This window comes from Winogradskyella sp. A2, from assembly GCF_046762865.1.
Taxonomy (GTDB): Bacteria; Bacteroidota; Bacteroidia; order Flavobacteriales; family Flavobacteriaceae; genus Winogradskyella.
This window is the reverse complement of record NZ_JBKQXM010000003.1, coordinates 244,398-261,346: the sequence shown is the minus strand read 5'-3', so window position 1 is coordinate 261,346 and position 16,949 is coordinate 244,398. Positions and strand designations below refer to the sequence as shown.

Annotated in this window: 13 protein-coding genes; 6 read left to right on the top strand and 7 right to left on the bottom strand. The window is 34.9% G+C overall.

Features of this window, described 5'->3' with window-relative positions; translation table 11 throughout:
- Window positions 1-77 precede the first annotated feature (77 nt).
- Window positions 78-755, top strand: coding sequence for a Crp/Fnr family transcriptional regulator (locus ACFWV9_RS07110; protein WP_411894552.1), 678 nt, complete (start codon window positions 78-80; stop codon window positions 753-755).
- 21 nt (window positions 756-776) lie between these two features.
- Window positions 777-1,931, top strand: a complete 1,155-nt coding sequence (locus tag ACFWV9_RS07105; protein WP_411894551.1) for an alpha-hydroxy acid oxidase — start codon at window positions 777-779, stop codon at window positions 1,929-1,931.
- 99 nt (window positions 1,932-2,030) lie between these two features.
- Here the strand turns inward: ACFWV9_RS07105 and ACFWV9_RS07100 are convergent, their stop codons facing one another.
- Window positions 2,031-5,246, bottom strand: coding sequence for a WD40/YVTN/BNR-like repeat-containing protein (locus ACFWV9_RS07100; RefSeq protein WP_411894550.1), 3,216 nt, complete (start codon window positions 5,244-5,246; stop codon window positions 2,031-2,033).
- A 123-nt stretch (window positions 5,247-5,369) separates the two neighbouring features.
- Between ACFWV9_RS07100 and ACFWV9_RS07095 the strand changes: the two genes are divergently transcribed.
- Window positions 5,370-6,512 (top strand): vWA domain-containing protein, encoded by a 1,143-nt coding sequence (locus ACFWV9_RS07095; RefSeq protein ID WP_411894549.1) that lies wholly within the window; start codon window positions 5,370-5,372, stop codon window positions 6,510-6,512.
- Between the two features lie 2 nt (window positions 6,513-6,514).
- Window positions 6,515-7,978, top strand: coding sequence for a magnesium chelatase (locus ACFWV9_RS07090; protein ID WP_411894548.1), 1,464 nt, complete (start codon window positions 6,515-6,517; stop codon window positions 7,976-7,978).
- Window positions 7,979-8,010: 32 nt separating this feature from the next.
- On the opposite strand, the gene ACFWV9_RS07085 is transcribed toward ACFWV9_RS07090, so the two are convergent.
- Genes ACFWV9_RS07085 through ACFWV9_RS07075 form a run of 3 tightly spaced genes read right to left on the bottom strand, consistent with a single transcriptional unit; the run spans window position 8,011 to window position 11,398 of the window.
- Complete coding sequence (locus ACFWV9_RS07085) at window positions 8,011-8,379, bottom strand: hypothetical protein (RefSeq protein WP_411894547.1); 369 nt, start codon at window positions 8,377-8,379, stop codon at window positions 8,011-8,013.
- Window positions 8,380-8,395: 16 nt separating this feature from the next.
- Window positions 8,396-8,980 carry a hypothetical protein gene (locus tag ACFWV9_RS07080; RefSeq protein WP_411894546.1) on the bottom strand — a complete coding sequence of 195 codons (585 nt, stop codon included), beginning with the start codon at window positions 8,978-8,980 and terminating at the stop codon, window positions 8,396-8,398.
- Window positions 8,981-8,995: 15 nt separating this feature from the next.
- Entirely contained in the window at window positions 8,996-11,398 is a 2,403-nt protein-coding gene (locus ACFWV9_RS07075; RefSeq protein ID WP_411894545.1) for a TonB-dependent receptor domain-containing protein, read from the bottom strand.
- 190 nt (window positions 11,399-11,588) lie between these two features.
- Here ACFWV9_RS07075 and ACFWV9_RS07070 point away from each other — a divergent pair, with 190 nt between their 5' ends.
- Together ACFWV9_RS07070 and ACFWV9_RS07065 are read left to right on the top strand one after the other, a co-directional pair.
- The gene (locus tag ACFWV9_RS07070; RefSeq protein WP_411894544.1) at window positions 11,589-12,635 is read left to right on the top strand and encodes a sensor histidine kinase; all 1,047 of its coding nucleotides are present in this window, start codon (window positions 11,589-11,591) and stop codon (window positions 12,633-12,635) included.
- Window positions 12,632-13,360: a LytR/AlgR family response regulator transcription factor gene (locus ACFWV9_RS07065; RefSeq protein WP_411894543.1), complete on the top strand. Its 729-nt coding sequence runs from the start codon at window positions 12,632-12,634 to the stop codon at window positions 13,358-13,360. The genes ACFWV9_RS07070 and ACFWV9_RS07065 overlap by 4 nt, the downstream gene beginning before the upstream one ends.
- Here ACFWV9_RS07065 and ACFWV9_RS07060 read toward each other — a convergent pair whose 3' ends face one another.
- From ACFWV9_RS07060 to ACFWV9_RS07050, 3 genes are read right to left on the bottom strand one after another with little or no spacing between them, the layout of a single operon-like run.
- The gene (locus ACFWV9_RS07060; RefSeq protein WP_411894542.1) at window positions 13,361-13,933 is read right to left on the bottom strand and encodes a YdeI/OmpD-associated family protein; all 573 of its coding nucleotides are present in this window, start codon (window positions 13,931-13,933) and stop codon (window positions 13,361-13,363) included.
- On the bottom strand, window positions 13,933-15,567 hold the full coding sequence (locus tag ACFWV9_RS07055; protein WP_411894541.1) for a M1 family metallopeptidase: 1,635 nt from the start codon (window positions 15,565-15,567) through the stop codon (window positions 13,933-13,935). The genes ACFWV9_RS07060 and ACFWV9_RS07055 overlap by 1 nt, the downstream gene beginning before the upstream one ends.
- The gene (locus tag ACFWV9_RS07050) at window positions 15,568-16,914 is read right to left on the bottom strand and encodes a M28 family metallopeptidase (protein WP_411894540.1); all 1,347 of its coding nucleotides are present in this window, start codon (window positions 16,912-16,914) and stop codon (window positions 15,568-15,570) included.
- Window positions 16,915-16,949 lie beyond the last annotated feature (35 nt).

Genomic DNA, 16,949 nt, shown 5'->3' with positions numbered 1-16,949 from the left:
TGGCATTATAATAATACTTAAAATATGATATTTGTCATGTAATTCTTATATTTGATATCGTCACAAAATCAATTGGTATGAGTAAATGTGAATCTTGTATTGTTAAGGAATTTAATTCTTTAAAATCCTTGACAAGAGAGGAGCTAATGAGAGTATCGGCATGTAAAACTGGTAAAGTCTATAAAAAGGGTCAAGTTATTTTTGAAGAAGGAGAGACCTTAAATGGAGTTTACTGCGTTAAAGATGGTGTGTGTAAATTAACTAAGCTAAGCGAAAACGGTAAAGACCAAGTTGTAAAACTAGTTGTTAAAGGTGGATTGTTAGGTAAACGTTCCTTAGTTACCGAGCAAAAAACCAATTTAAGTGCAGTTGCTCTTAATGATATGGAAATGTGTTTTATCCCTAAAAGTGAGATTATGATGGATCTTGCAAAGAATCCAAAATTCACAATGGATGTATTAAAGAAAATGGCAAATGACTTAAAGGAGTCTGATGTCTCTTTGGTTAATATGGCTCAAAAATCTGTTAAGCGGAGAATGGCCGAGATCTTAATGTATATTCATGACAATTTCGGGACAGATGATGATGACTATTTAAATATTGTTATTTCCCGCGAGGATTATGCCAGTATCGTAGGTACTGCGACAGAGTCGGCTATTAGAATTTTGTCACAGTTTAAAAAAGAAGGTTTAATTTCTACAAAAGGAAAGCAAATAAAGATTGAAGACTATGGCAGTCTTAAATGGATAGAATAAATCTGTCTTTAATTAGCTTTCATGCAGTATCAGAAATATCAAACTAAGTATTCTAATCAATTTCCTGCTATACAGGATTTGGCTAAAAAAGCAAAGCAACGAATTCCAAATGTGGCTTGGGCATATTTAGAGTCTGGGACTGGAGACGAGACCTTATTAAAGCGAAATAGGGAAGCTTTCCAAGATATTCAATTCACTCCCCAATTTTGTAAAGGACATTTAGAAGCTGATACAGGTATTACACTTTTCGATAAGGATTATTCAAGTCCTATAGGCATCGCTCCTGTAGGATTAACAGGTTTAATATGGCCAGAAGCCGAACTTATCCTTGCCAAAGCAGCAAATCGACTCAAAATTCCATTTTGCCTTAGTACGGTTGCTACAGAAACACCTGAGCGTGTTGGTCCTTTAGTTGGTTCTCAAGGGTGGTTTCAATTATATCCTCCAAAATCTATGGACCTGGCATATGCATTACTAGACAGAGCTAAACAATCAGGATTTCATACATTGATAATCACTGCAGATGTTCCTATGGCAAGTCGTCGTGAGCGCATCAAACGAGCAGGAATGCGTATACCTCCAAAATTAACTTCTAGTCTTATTTGGGATGGAATAAAGCATCCTATTTGGACGTATTATACACTACGTAGAGGATTGCCAAGGCTTCGCACTGTTCAAGATTACGCTGAGCAAACCGATTTTAGATTTGTTAGCGGATTTGTTGGTAATCGATTAGGCGGAACTCTTGATTGGGATTACTGTAAAGCACTGAAGACATATTGGGATGGACCCGTTGTAATAAAAGGAATCCTGCATCCTAAGGATGCAGAAAAGGCTATTGAAATAGGGTTGGATGGTATCTGGGTTTCTAATCATGGAGGACGTCAATTTAATGGTGCACCTGCTGCAATCGAGATGTTATCTAGTATTGCATCTGTTGTTGGTAATCGCGCATCTATAGTATTTGACAGTGGAATTCGTACAGGATTGGATGTGATGCGTGCCTTACATTTGGGTGCCGATTTTGTAATGCTAGGAAGATCATTCCTTTATGGTGTTGCTGCATTAGGTAAGTATGGACCAGATCATGTTGCATATATTATCAATGATGATTTAAAGAATAATATGGTTCAATTAGGTGTTAGTAATATCCAAGAGCTCAAGGCCTTGAATTAGTTATAACTTAAGGACTTTCCTTGGTTATATTTCAAAAAAACTGTCCGAAACACATCTTTTAATGAGTTAAGGACAGCTGTTTATTTCGAAATTAAAGTTCTAATCTATACCGAATTGTTTAATCTCTTTAAATGGATCCATTTTTACCTGTTTCATTGCCTCTTGATAAGCTTTCCATTCTATATTAAAGAAATTATTGGTCTCACCAAATAATTTGTCTAAAGCATCTTTAGCATGTTTTATAAGTGTAGTTTCAGTTGAAGTTAACCCAGTTTGACTATTATATACATAATTTGCGGCTGTACCTAATCTCTGAAGTGGTGTTACCTCAGGATTTCTTGTTATACCTTGTCTTTTATCTACCTTACCTAGATATTTATCCATTATGCTATCAATAGCCTTAATGATATCTTTTGATTCTTTAATCTGGTCTTTAAATCCGTCTTTATCAAGCTTGCTGAGATCTTTTTTAAATTCGTCTGCTATATTTTTACTTTCAATTAATTGCTTAACAGCATCTGCTGAGGTCTCTTGTAACTTTTCTAGTTCTTTAGCAGCTGCATACACTTCATCAATATTTGATTGAGACACATTTAATCTTGGATCTGACTTAACCTCTGTCGCAGTTTCAGACATTTGATCACCATAGTGTAAAACTGCTTTATAAGTTCCTGGCTTTACACTTACACCACCTGGCTCTCTTGTTGATTCTCGTATTCTACGAGATGGTCTGGCAACACCAGCCTCATCCATGTACCAAGTCCATTTTTGGATTCCATTTTCCTCTGGAGCCTTTCGTTTTAAAGTTCTGATAAGTCTTTCACCATCATAGATTTTTAAAGTTAATGAATCCCATTTTGCTTTCTTTTCTAAATCAACTTTTTTATCACTTATGGCTTTATCTCCTTTTTTTGAATCTGATTTTATATCAGATTTAACAGCTTCTTTTTTATTAAACATATAATTGAATCTTGCACCACCACCACGATTTTCACCATGATAAATAGCATCTGCACCAAAGCGGCTACCCGTTGGTTGTTGATATGCAGCTTGATAAGCCGTTGGAGGATTGAAAAGTTTAATATTAGATGACAAGACAGACGAGTTTTTAGCCATTTCGCGCAATGGTCTAATATCATCTAAAACCCATGCTGCGCGACCAAAGGTACCAATAACCAAATCATGCTCACGTGGTTGTATAACCAAATCCTTTACTGAAGTTGTAGGGAATCCTTCGGTCCATTTAGTCCATTTTTCACCTGCATTAATTGATACATATAAACCATCATCTGTTCCTAAGAACATTAAATTTGGTTCTTCTATATCTTCAACTATAGCTAAGGTATAACTCTGTACATCTCTATCATCTACAATCCTTTGCCATGTTTTACCATAGTTTTTAGTTTTATAAGCATAAGGCGTATAGTTGAAGCGTCTATAGTCATTGGCAATTAATAATGCTTCACCCTTATTTTTGTTAGATGCTTTAATTTGAGCGATCCAGCTTCCGGCTGGTAATCCAGTAATATTTTTTGTAACCTCTGTCCAATTGGTTCCACCATCTGTTGTATAGTGTACGCGTCCATCATCAGTACCAGCCCATAGCATGTTTTTTTCTAATGGAGAAGGCTCAATAACCAAAACGGTACAATGGTTTTCTGCACCTGTAGCATCCATGGTTAAACCACCACTTTCAGATTGCTTTTGCTTTTCTGGATCATTAGTGGATAAATCTGATGAAATAATACTCCAAGTTTCTCCTTTATCTGTTGATTTGTGAACAAATTGACTTCCGAAATAAATCGTACTGTTGTCAAATGGATCAATATTAATGGCTGAATTCCAGTTAAATCTTAGCCTAACATCAGGATCTGGATGTGTTGGTCTTACCGAATAGTTATTGCCTGTTTGCCAATCATAACGACTCACAAAACCTTGTTGACTCATAGACCATCCATATCGAGAATCATCTCTATCTGGTACAACGTCGAAACCATCACCAAAGCTTATCTCTTGCCAGTAACTATTTCTAATACCTTGTGAGCGCCAAACATACGCTGGTCCTCTCCAAGACCCATTATCTTGCATACCACCATATACGTTATAAGGATACTCATTATCCACAGCAATATGATAAAACTGGGCGACTGGTAGGTTGCCAATAAAACGCCATGTTTTACCACCATCTCTAGTAATATTCATACCTCCATCATTACCATCAATCATAAAACTGCCGTCCTCAGGATGAATCCACCACGCGTGATGATCAGGGTGTACACCATTGCTGACGCCATAGGCTGGCATTAATTGGCTGAAGTTTTTACCACCATCTTCTGATACATTAACGTACGTGAATACTGAAAATACTCTGTTCTCATTTTGTGGATCTACATATATTTCAGAATAGTAAAAAGGTCTATTGCCAATATCATTTTTATCATTAATTTTTTCCCATTTAAAACCACCATCTACACTTTTGTAAAGTGCGTTTTTCTTGGCTTCAACTAAAGCATATACAATGTCTGATTTCCCTGGAGCTATGGCAATTCCAATTCTTCCTAAATCACCCTCGGGCAAACCATCTTCGTCGGTAAGTTTTTTCCACGTTTTCCCACCGTCATGTGTCATATGCAATCCTGAACCAACACCTCCAGAATTAAAAAACCAAGGGTCGCGTTTATGTTCCCACATCGCTACAAATAACTTATTAGGATTAGTTGGATCCATTACCATATCTGCAACACCAGTTTTATTATTGGCGAATAAAATTTTATTCCATGTTTCACCACCATCAGTCGTTTTAAAAACACCACGTTCAGGATGTTCGCCCCAAGGTGAGCCAATGGCACCAACATACACCACATCTGGATTTGTAGGATCTATAATTATTCTATGGATATGACGCGTTTTCTCTAAGCCCATGGCTGTCCATGTTTTCCCACCATCTAAGGATTTATATACACCATAGCCACCGTTTAATGAGTTACGTGGGTTTCCTTCACCTGTACCAACCCAAATTACGCTTGGGTTAGATTGCTGAATTTCTACTGCGCCAATGGATGCTGTAAGTTCATTGTCGAAAATGGGCTCCCACTTGATGCCACCAGAAGTAGATTTCCAGAGTCCACCAGAAGCGGTACCGACATACATTATGTCAGTATTATTATTTACAACATCTATAGCTGTAACACGACCAGACATACCACCAGGACCAATATTTCTTGGTGCCATATTCTTTACCATATCAATTGAAAATTCTTGTGCAGAAAGTGTTGCAATGCATATGAGCATTAGCAAGGATAAAATTCGTCTCATTATTATTAGGTTAGTTAAATGAAGCCTAAAATTAAGGAAAAGAAATTTTAGATTTCTTAATGTGTTGTTAAGGTGTTTTAAAGCCTATTTTTTGATTCAAAAAAGCCTTATTTTTACATTGATATGAAGGAGAAATTAAAAAAATCGGGATTTGTATTTAAACAATACGAAGCACCTTATCAATCGCCTTTTGATAAACTTTTTGAAATTTTTAAAGAGTTAATAACTTATACATCTGGAGATTTTGATGAAGCTATTGATTGGTTACGCCAATTAGACAAAGAATATAATCTTACTACACCAGAATATACCATTGAAGATTTTATTGAAGACTTAAAGAATAGAGGTTATATACGTGAAGAGTTTGAGGATGATGGCACAGGCGATGGTGAAGGTAAAGGAAAATTAACCATTACAGAAAAAACCGAGCGCGCCATCCGAAAGCAAGCGTTAGAACATATTTTTGGCAAAATAAAGCGCAGTGGAGCAGGTAACCATCGAAGCAAAGGTGTTGGAATAGGAGATGAACATACCGGCGAATTTAGATCGTATCGTTTTGGTGATGCCTTAGAAAAGGTATCCATGACGGAAAGTTTGCGTAATGCACAAATAAATCATGGTGTAGGTGATTTTAATCTCACAGAAGATGATCTGGTAGTTGAAGAGACTCTGCACAAAAGCCAGATGAGTACAGTACTAATGATAGACATTAGTCATAGTATGATATTATATGGTGAGGATAGGATTACACCTGCAAAAAAAGTAGCTATGGCATTATCTGAGTTGATAATGACGCGTTACCCAAAGGATACGTTAGATATTTTAGTGTTTGGAAATGATGCATGGCCGATAAAAATTAAGGATTTACCATATCTTAAGGTTGGACCATATCATACTAATACAGTGGCGGGTTTACAATTAGCCATGGACATGTTGAGACGTAAGCGAAATACAAATAGGCAGATTTTTATGATTACGGATGGTAAACCAAGTTGTTTACGAATGCCAGACGGCCAATATTATAAAAATAGTAATGGTTTAGATCCATATATAACCAATAAGTGTTATGCAATGGCGCAACAAGCAAGACGCTTACATATCCCGATAACTACATTTATGATTGCAGAAGATCCTTATTTAATGCAATTCGTGAGAGAGTTTACACAAGCCAATAGAGGTAAAGCGTTCTACACTGGGTTGAAAGGCTTAGGTGAAATGATATTTGAAGATTACGAAAACAATAGAAAAAGAAGAATTAAAGGATAAAGATGAATATTGAAAAAATTGAAACATTAGGTCAGCTTAAAAAAGCAGGTTATCAGGGTAAATCAATAAAGGACGAGTTACGTGATAATTTGATAAAGAGTATAAAAGATAAGAGAACTACTTTTGAAGGTATTCATGGTTATGAACATACCGTTATACCAGAATTGGAGCGTGCAATTTTGTCAAAGCATAATATTAATTTATTAGGATTGCGCGGACAAGCAAAGACACGTTTAGCGCGCATGATGGTAAATCTGCTTGATGAATATATTCCCTATGTCGGAGGATCTGAAATTAACGATGACCCATTAAGACCAATTTCGCGTTACGCTATAGAATTAATAAATGAGAAAGGTGATCTTACTCCTATTTCTTGGATTCATAGAAGTGAACGCTTCGCAGAGAAATTGGCAACACCAGATGTAACAGTAGCAGATATTATTGGTGATGTAGATCCTATAAAAGCAGCTAACTTAAAATTGAGTTATGCAGATGATCGCGTCATTCATTATGGTATGATTCCTCGTGCAAACAGATGCATATTTGTAATTAATGAGTTACCTGATTTACAGGCGAGAATTCAAGTCGCTTTATTTAATATATTACAGGAAGGTGATATACAAATCCGCGGATTTAAATTGAGATTACCACTGGATATGCAATTTGTATTCACTGCCAATCCTGAAGATTATACCAACAGAGGAAGTATTGTGACACCTTTAAAAGATAGGATAGGCTCACAGATATTAACACATTATCCAAATACTACCGAAATTGCTAAGGTTATTACAAATCAAGAATCACGATTAGATGATCGCCAGAAATCAACAATATATGTACCTGAGTTGGCAAAGGACTTAATTGAACAAATTAGTTTTGAAGCTCGTGAGAGTGAGTTTATAGATGTAAAAAGTGGTGTAAGTGCTCGTATGAGTATTACGGCTTTTGAGAATCTTTTGAGCACTGCAGAACGACGCGCTTTAATTTCGGGTGATGAGTCAACCACAGTGCGTTTGTCGGATTTTATAGGTGTAATTCCTGCAATTACAGGTAAGGTTGAGTTAGTTTACGAAGGCGAACAAGAAGGCGCAGATTTTGTAGCTCAAAATCTACTAGATAATGCAATCAAAACGCTTTTCCCAAAGTACTTTCCTAAAATTGAGAAACTGCAGAAACAAGATGAAGAAACGCCATATGATGATTTAATTTCTTGGTTTTTTAATGGTGACGGTTTTGAACTCTTAGATGATTATAATGATACAACTTACCAATCTAAATTAGATGAGGTAAAACCATTAGACAGCTTAATAGCAGATTATCAACCAGAAATTGATCCTCAGGATGTATATTTTGAGAAAGAATTTATTCTTTGGGGATTGGTACAATTTAAAAAATTGAGTAAATACAGATATTCAGAAGGCTTACAATTTCAAGATCCTTACGGAAGTTATATCAGTGGTTTGTAAATTAAAAGGAAGTAATTGTGCTTCCTTTTCTTTTACTTCTTCTTTTCTCCAGTCCATGGTGCTGTAAATTCTCGTTTTGGGCAATAAGATATGCCATATAGTTTTCCGTTTTCTATATAACCAGAATGGTAATAGTTGTTAGTAGCATCTGAAGTTGTAAACGAAAAATAAACTTTATCCCAACTTGTATTAAGAAGTCCATCCTTAATGCCACTACCGTAAAAAGTCCCTTCAAACGTGTTATCTTTAATATTTGACACAGTCATCATTTGAAAGTAATCAGAACTATCTGGTGTTGGTCTCAAATCAATTTTCCATTCACCATGTAAATCAGAGGAATTCAAAGCGTTTTGATTTGGAGCTAGAACAACTAGGCTAAGAATTAATACTATTGTTTTCATATTTTTTTATTTTTAATTATACCTTTTCAAATATCCACCAAACCACACCGTTGTTGGGATTAAAACTAATTTTAAGGGTCCCAAGTTCAGTTTCGATTAGGTATTTTCCTTTTATGCGTATATAGTTGTGTTGATCATTTAAGTATGCACGATATTTGTCATCTTCGTATAAAAATGTAATACCATTACTTAGTTTAAATTCTAAGTTCTTTTTGCCTACTCGTTCTTCAGAATCAGTAACGGAATAATTGGCTGTAACACCATTACTTTCCATTGCATTATTTGTATGTGTAGTTTCTTTATACCGAGCTGACAGAAGTTTTTCGACCTTACCCTCTGTCAATACAAAAACATCAGTAGTGTTTTTCCATGTCGGATAAACATATAAAGTGTGTTTTTCAGTAATATCAATAAATCCCGGATCATCACTGTTTTTAAATATTAGGTAGCCTTCCTTTGTTTTCAATTCAAACTTAGTGCCTGGAGGATACATTACATAATCGTTGGCGTTATTGGTTTGTGTAATTTTTAAATAAGTGGCTTGACCATATATGGTATTGGCATACATAAACGTGATTAATAATATCATTAAATTTTTCATTGTGTTAGTTTTAAATTATTGAATTCTACTTTTTTCATCTTCGATTCCTGTTTCTCTTTTTCGGGCTTTTTTTATCTCATCTCTACCAAAATTGTATGTGAGATTGAAGCGGACCTGTCTGCTGTCATTTCCACCATTACCATCAATTCTAAGATCACCAAACTGAGTTGTCCCTTGCCAAGGTGATGTAAAGAGGATATCATTAAATCCTAATCTTGCGGTTAGTTTGTTGTCGAAAAAGCGCTTTTGAAATGCTAGATTAAGCGATCCTAGGCTTTTTGTTTGGTAGGTTCCGCCCCAAACTGAGGGAGAGCTGTACCATCCAGAAATTTCGGCTGTTATCCCTTTTGGTAACTTAAATGTATTTTGTGCATATAGACTTAACGTATTTTGTGATAAGGCCAAAAAGTCTGGATTTGTAGCCTCGTAAATGCTTCTGTAGGCATTGATGCTAAGGTAAATATTCCACCAATCATTAAATTTAGTAGGGTAGGATACACCTAGATTGATTATTTTTTGGTTGGCAACATTCCTTTGAATAATAAAATTCTGATCATCGCCGACTGCTTCAGTTACTTGTGCAAAAAAGTCTGAGATAAAACTATAACTTAAGGAGGTTGTTAAACGGTAATTATAGGTGTGCGACAGTTTTACATTATCAGTATACTGTGGTTGTAAAAACGGATTCCCTTGTCTAAAAGATAGTTCATCAATTCTATATTGAAATGGATTGAGACTTTGATAGTTTGGTCTTTGTATACGCTTGCTATAAATTAGAGCAAAGCTATTCTTTCGATTCATTTGATAAGTAATGCCACCACTAGGAAACCAGTTGGTGTAATTTCTTTCTACCCTGTTATTTTGATTTTCATCCAAACTGGTGAGTTGACCATCTGAGATTGTATTTTCCATACGCAGACCCATCTGAAAATTGAACTTGTCAACCTTCTTGCTAAAGTTGAAGTATAACGCACTAATCTGCTCGTCATAAATAAAATCATTAGACTGTGACTCATCAAGGTTATTATTACCATTAGTTCTATCAAAGGCATCAAAACTGTTATCCGTCTTTACTTTTGAATAACGACCACCAAGGCTTAAGGTGCCTTTAAGAAGATTTTGTGTGTAATCGAGTTGAGCTGACACTATAGAAATATCAATAGGCGTATCAAAAAAGACTATGTTTTCACTTAGAACTTCGGTTTCGTCACCATTAAAATAGGTATTAGGTTGTAGGTTTGTTCTATCACTATTGTATTTACCGTAGTCTAGGTCAATATTTATGGTATGGCCTAAAGTATCTTTAAATCTATAGTTGAGGTTGGTATATAAATTTGACGTTATGTTTTTTGAATCGCTTCCAGCAACCAATACTTCAGTTGGAGAGCTATTACCATCAGGAATTATAGGTGTTCTCGAATCACTTTCAGAATCTGAATTGTTAAAATTACCCGTTACAATAATCCCAAACGTAGATTTTGAATTGACATAATAATCAAAACCTAGTCTTAGGTTGTTACTTCTATTGTCAAAAACACTTTCTGTCCTTGCATCGAAAATGGTCCCGTTTTGAGTTCTATAAAGATTTATAAAACTAGTGCTTCTACCATAATTATTACTATAAGTACCATAAAGGCTTGTTTTTTTATTACGGTTGTTAAATGAAATTGAATTACTCGTTCTTGCAAAATCACCAATGGTAAGTGATGAGGCGACAGATCCATTGGTTCCTAAGGATTTGTCGCGTTTAAACCTTATGTTAATAATACCTGCATTACCTTCAGCTTCATAACGAGACGACGGTTGTGTAATAATTTCTATAGAATCAATATCACTGGCCTGAATAGTCTTTAAATAATTGATTAAATCCTGACCTCTAAGAATAGAAGGTCTATCATCAATATATACCAAAACACCAGCTTTGCCTTCTACAATAATATTGTCTGAATTATCAATAATAATTCCTGGAGCTTTTCTTAGAAGTTCAAATCCTGAATCACCAATAGCATTCACAGTATTAGCAACATTAAAAACAGTTTTATCTGCCTTAACCTCAATCATTGGGCGTTCTGCTACAATGGTAACCTCCGTTAATTCATTAGTATTATCACGCATGGTTATTTCACCAAAATTCTTGTTGTTGTTTGATATACTGAATGGTTCTGAAGTATAATCGGTCAGTCCAAGGCTAGTTATGAGCAACTTATAATCACCGTTCGGAATTTCCTTTAGATTAAAAAACCCATTTTCGTTTGTAAGACCTCCTTTTATGAAAGCGTTATCTGAACTCGATATCAATGATATAATGGCATTAGCCACAGGTGCTTTATTTTCAGATACGACCTTACCAGAAATGGTATTTTGAGAAGTCAGTGTTGACATAATCAACATAGCAATAAAGGTTATAATAGGTTTCATACTTATGGTGTTTTTTTGATTCCTGAAACAAAATTGCCTTATAACCTTTAATTATGCACGTCAATTCCGTTAGGTTGGGAAATAGGGTGATGAATGGTCCGGCCAATTCGTCGGTCTATAGGTCAACTCGTCTTTTTTTACTTATTTTTAGTGAAGAGATGAAATATCTTTAGGTTTTAATTTTAAAGTCATGAATAAGCTTATAAAACGTGATCATTTATTAATTATACTATTCTATTTGTTTTTTTCATTTTTATACCATGTTGTATTATGGTATAATGGAGGTGGCTATGCAGAAGGCGGAATTTGGGGTTGGCTTAATTTTAAGGACTATTGGTATGTTGGAGGATGGCCCTATTTATTCTATTTTCTGGCATCAATTTTAATTTGGTATCTAGGAGTTAAACTTCTTAGTCGCAAGAATTCTATAATTAGAATAATTGCAGTTGCAATTCTTATTCCGGTAGTCGTTTATTTCGTTAGAGAAAGCAGGTATATTATTATAGATTATTTAAAATTAGGAAGATTGCGTGGAACAGGTGAAATATGGGATTGGTATATACCAACATTATTTTTAATGTTTCAATTTGGTTGTTTTTTCGCTTACAATTACTTCAAAGAAAACCAACAAAAACTTAGAATAGAGGGTGAATTAAAAACAGCAGCTCTAAAAAGTGAGTTATCAGCTTTAAAAGCCCAACTCAACCCGCATTTTCTGTATAATATTTTTAATACCATAAGTGCTTCGGTACCTCCTCAGAATGAGAAGACCAGACACCTTATAGCAGAACTTTCAGATTTATTTAGATACCAATTGAAGGCTTCTCAAGTAGAACGTGTTCAATTGGGAGAAGAACTTGATTTTGTCAATAAATATTTAGATCTTGAAAAGGAGCGTTTTCAAGAACGGCTTGAGGTAGATATTAATGTTGAAGAGAAATTAAGAAATGAATTGGTACCACCGATGCTATTACAACCGTTAGTAGAAAATTCAATAAAACATGGTTTAGCTTCTCTTATTGATGGCGGTAAGATTTCAATTGCAATATTTAAAAAAGAGGATAAACTGCATTTCGAAATTGCTGATACAGGTATTGGAATAGAGAATAAAGATTCAGTTTTTGACCAAGGAATTGGACTAACTAATACTAAATTGAGATTAGAAAAAATGTATCATAGCACTTTAAACTTATCAGATAATATACCTAAAGGTTTAAAAATTTCTTTTGCTATATGAGAAAAGTAATAATTGTAGATGATGAGTCAGCCGGCAGACAATTAATTAAAGAGTACTTAGAAGATTATCCTGAGCTTGTTTTGTTAGGTGAAGCAAATAATGGTGTAGATGCCGTTAAAATTATAAATGAGTTTAAACCAGATTTGGTTTTTTTAGATATTCAGATGCCTGGTATGACAGGCTTTGATGTATTGACTCATTTAGAAGAACTACCGCAAATTATCTTCTCTACTGCATACGACCAATATGCATTAAAAGCATTTGAAGTCCATGCTGTAGACTACCTTCTAAAGCCTTACACAAAAGATCGTTTCAAGGTTGCTGTAGATCGTCTTAAAGAAAATACAAATGAAAATAAGGCTAGACCTTTGGCAGAGAGTTTACTTATGGATTCTACCAAAACACCAGATCGTATTTTAGTTCAAAGTCAAAATAAATTAGTGACTGTGGCACTTGAGGATGTCATTAGAATTGAAGCCTATGGCGATTACTCAAAATTAATAATGAACGAGAAAACCTATGTGAGTAATTATGGTATTTCTACTTTGGAAGAAAAGCTTAATCCTTCAATTTTTATAAGAGTACACCGATCTTCTATTATTAATCTGCACGCGGTAAAAGAATTGAATAAGTACACTAAAAGTTATGATGTCACAATGAAGAATGGCGATGTGGTACGAGTAAGCAGAGGGTATATGGATAACATTAAAAAACTAATGTACTGATTACCAAGTTTCTCTACTTTTAATATTAGCATTACAAAGTCTAATAATCTCAGTAATACGTTTTTCTTTAGTAGCGTCTCGTTTTGCACTATTGAGCCAAGACAAATAACTTTTTCTATACCCTTTTGAAAAATTTTGATAGTTCTCAAATGCTCTAGGATTAGCATCAAATGCTTTTTGCAAATTAGGTGGAATTACACCGTTTTCTACATCGTCCATAGCCGTCCACGTTCCTGTTGTTTTGGCTAATTCAATCATTTTATAACCTGGTTCTTGAATAAGCCCAACTTCTTCTAGCTCTGCGATATATCTTTTGTTTAAGGCGCTCCAGTTACTTTTTGGATTTCGTGACGAAAAGTATTGTTTGCGTTTACCGTTACCTAAGCTTTTAACTGTAGAATCGATCCAGCCGAAGCATAAAGCCACTTTAACCGCTTCTTCCCAACGCATTGTAGGAATACCAGTTTCAAGTTTATAAAAAATAAGATAAACCGCTTTATGCTTGTTATGATTTAGTTGAAGCCAATCATACCATTCGACATCTCTCTCAAAGTATAGCTCTGGAATTGACATTAAAGTTCTTTACTTGTTACAAGGAAATTTCTATCAACTTCTATTTGTTCGGCATTTGAGTCATTACTTTTCCAGCTTTTTTCAGGAAACATCCAAACTGTTTCTTTATCTATAGTTATTAATATAGGCATGTCAAAGTCGTCTACACAATTTGCCCATCTATAACTAAATATTCCATTTTCGAATTTGTATTCAAAACGTGGAATCATTGTAGTCCTTAAATATTGATCAAAAATTGAAGAGAGGTCAAACCAAGAGTAACTATTAATATAGGATTCGATTTCTAGAGTAGATACTGTTTTATGATAATATTTTTCATTTAATCCTCTTAGGATTTTACGCCATAATTCATCGTCTTCAAATATCTGCCTAATGGCATGCAACATGTTGGCACCTTTGTAATACATGTCACTAGACCCTTCATTGTTAACCTTGTATTGACCAATTAGAGGCCTGTCGTTTTGAATATTAGATCTTGTACCTATTACATAATCTGCTGATGCTTCTTTACCGTAGTAGTAGTCTAGGAATAGGTTTTCCGAATAAGCCGTAAACCCTTCATGAATCCACATATCAGCAGCATCGCTATAAGTTATATTATTTGCAAACCATTCGTGACCAGCTTCATGAATTATTATAAAATCAAATTTAAGTCCCCAACCAGTTTGGGATAGGTCGTTGCCTAAATATCCTTTTTTATATTGATTACCATAAGTAACAGAACTTTGGTGTTCCATACCTAGATATGGGACTTCAACAAGTTTAAAGCTATCTTCATAGAATGGATATGGGCCAAACCAATGTTCAAAAGCCTTGATCATCTTTGGTGCATCTTTAAAGTGTTCTTTGGCTTTTTCAAGATTATAAGTCAAAACCCAATAGTCCATGTCTAATGGTCCTTTTTCGCCTTGATATATTTCAGAGAAATTGGTATAATCTCCGATATTAATATTTACACCATAATTATTGATAGGATTGCTTACAAACCAATGAGATGTAACGGTATTATTACTATTTTCAACCAGTTCTCGTAGTCTGCCATTTGAAACATTGGTTAAACCTTTAGGATTTGTAACACTAATGAGCATACTATCTGGCTCATCGTACATATGGTCTTTATTTGGCCACCATACACTTGCACCAAGACCTTGACAAGAAGTGGCAACAAAATGCTTTCCGTTTTCATCTTTTTTCCATGAAAAACCACCATCCCAAGGTGCTCTTTTAGCTTCTCTAGGGTATCCTTTATAATATACAGTTAAAGAATTTATATCACCAATGTTTTGAGTTGCATCTAGTGATATGAAGTGGGCGTTTCCTTCAGACTTGTATGTTAATTCCTTTCCATTTTGAACAACCTTTTCGATTTGCATTGGTGGTTGTAAATCTATTTGTAGTTTTTGATGAGGTTTAAGGACTTTATATTGAACGGTATTCTTTCCAACAATAAATTTATCATCCGGTTTTACTTCTACATCTAAGTGATAATATGTGAGGTTCCACCATTCGCGTTCAGGAGTTATACTGCCTCGCAATGAGTCTTGACGAGTAAAGTTTTGCTTTTCTTGCAGTAATTGCGCAAAACTAATTGAACAACAAAAAAAAACTAAAATGAACAAAGACAATTTTCTCATCTACCTCATTATTTGATTTGGAAATACAACAACACTTTCATGACCATTCTCTCCTACAGCAGCAACACCGAATAAAAAGTTGTCGATTACAATACCCTCTAATGTAAACTCAGTAACATCGCCAACAAATCTGCTATAATCCCATGTTGGAGAAGTGGTATCTCTCCAATAAATTTTATAGCCTTTAGCACCATCAACGGGAGACCATTTTAATTTGGCAGAAGCTTCAACTATACCACCAATCCCAACTTCTTTAGGAGAAGGTGGGGCAGAAGCAAGGCTTGCCATTGTAATAGCATTAACTGCCGTCAATTTTTTACAATATGGGAAATTAACATGTTCAAATGTATCACCATATTTTATGCCATTTTCTTCGCGGATATCTTGATGTTGTTGGATGTAATTTTCATGTGCTTCCATTATGCGCAAACCAGGAAAACCTAAATCATTAAAAGGTCTGTGATGACCACCACGCCCAAATCTATCTAAGCGATATACCATAATTGGATTCATTTCTGGCATATAAGTATTTGTTGTATTATATACATAACGTGCTAGTTGTCTTGAAATTCCATCAACCTCACCACCATAAAAGCGTCTTCCTCTGGCTTGTCTTGCCAATTGTTGTGGGTCAGTTATATCCGTTGTGATTGGCTCAGAAAATATTCTAAATGTTCTATTGTCAACAACACCATCAACACCTGTGATATTTCCTATCATATCATTGTTAAGGACACCAATAATTTCCCAATCATTAGCCTTAGCATATTTTGCTAAACCTTGCCCACCAAATAGACCTTGTTCTTCACCTGAGAGACCAACATATATTATACTATTTTCAAATTTGTATTTAGATAAAACACGAGCTGCTTCTATAGCACCAGCCATACCGGTTGCATTATCATTGGCACCAGGAGAATCTGATGTATAATCAGTTGGGTCTGAAACCCTAGAGTCAATATCACCGCTCATAACAATATAGCGGTTTGGATATTTTGTCCCACGCTGAATTGCAACTACATTAACTACCATTACATCCTTTACAATGCGCTGGTTTGTGCCTTTTTCAACTAAATCCTTTTGATAAAAAACTTTGAGACAGTTATCACATTCCTTCGAAATTTTATCAAATTCTGATTTTATCCATCGTCTTGCCGCACCAATACCACGAGTTTCAGAAAGTGTATCGCTTAATGTATGTCTTGTACCAAAATCAGCAAGGGTTTTCACATCACTACGGAGACGGTCTTCAGAAACAGCATCAATTATGTCGTAAATTTTTGAATCGGTTTGAGCTCCTATGGTAATAGATAATAGTAATGCTAAAGCTAAAAAAGTTGTTTTCATTGTGTTTATTTTGATATTAAGCTTAAAAATAATGC

Excerpts from the sequence above, each read along its gene's own strand:
- ACFWV9_RS07110 (WP_411894552.1), top strand. The coding sequence starts at position 78 with ATGAGTAAATGTGAATCTTGTATTGTTAAGGAATTTAATTCTTTAAAA.
- ACFWV9_RS07105 (WP_411894551.1), top strand. The coding sequence starts at position 777 with ATGCAGTATCAGAAATATCAAACTAAGTATTCTAATCAATTTCCTGCT.
- ACFWV9_RS07100 (WP_411894550.1), bottom strand. The coding sequence starts at position 5,246 with ATGAGACGAATTTTATCCTTGCTAATGCTCATATGCATTGCAACACTT.
- ACFWV9_RS07095 (WP_411894549.1), top strand. The coding sequence starts at position 5,370 with ATGAAGGAGAAATTAAAAAAATCGGGATTTGTATTTAAACAATACGAA.
- ACFWV9_RS07090 (WP_411894548.1), top strand. The coding sequence starts at position 6,515 with ATGAATATTGAAAAAATTGAAACATTAGGTCAGCTTAAAAAAGCAGGT.
- ACFWV9_RS07085 (WP_411894547.1), bottom strand. The coding sequence starts at position 8,379 with ATGAAAACAATAGTATTAATTCTTAGCCTAGTTGTTCTAGCTCCAAAT.
- ACFWV9_RS07080 (WP_411894546.1), bottom strand. The coding sequence starts at position 8,980 with ATGAAAAATTTAATGATATTATTAATCACGTTTATGTATGCCAATACC.
- ACFWV9_RS07075 (WP_411894545.1), bottom strand. The coding sequence starts at position 11,398 with ATGAAACCTATTATAACCTTTATTGCTATGTTGATTATGTCAACACTG.
- ACFWV9_RS07070 (WP_411894544.1), top strand. The coding sequence starts at position 11,589 with ATGAATAAGCTTATAAAACGTGATCATTTATTAATTATACTATTCTAT.
- ACFWV9_RS07065 (WP_411894543.1), top strand. The coding sequence starts at position 12,632 with ATGAGAAAAGTAATAATTGTAGATGATGAGTCAGCCGGCAGACAATTA.
- ACFWV9_RS07060 (WP_411894542.1), bottom strand. The coding sequence starts at position 13,933 with ATGTCAATTCCAGAGCTATACTTTGAGAGAGATGTCGAATGGTATGAT.
- ACFWV9_RS07055 (WP_411894541.1), bottom strand. The coding sequence starts at position 15,567 with ATGAGAAAATTGTCTTTGTTCATTTTAGTTTTTTTTTGTTGTTCAATT.
- ACFWV9_RS07050 (WP_411894540.1), bottom strand. The coding sequence starts at position 16,914 with ATGAAAACAACTTTTTTAGCTTTAGCATTACTATTATCTATTACCATA.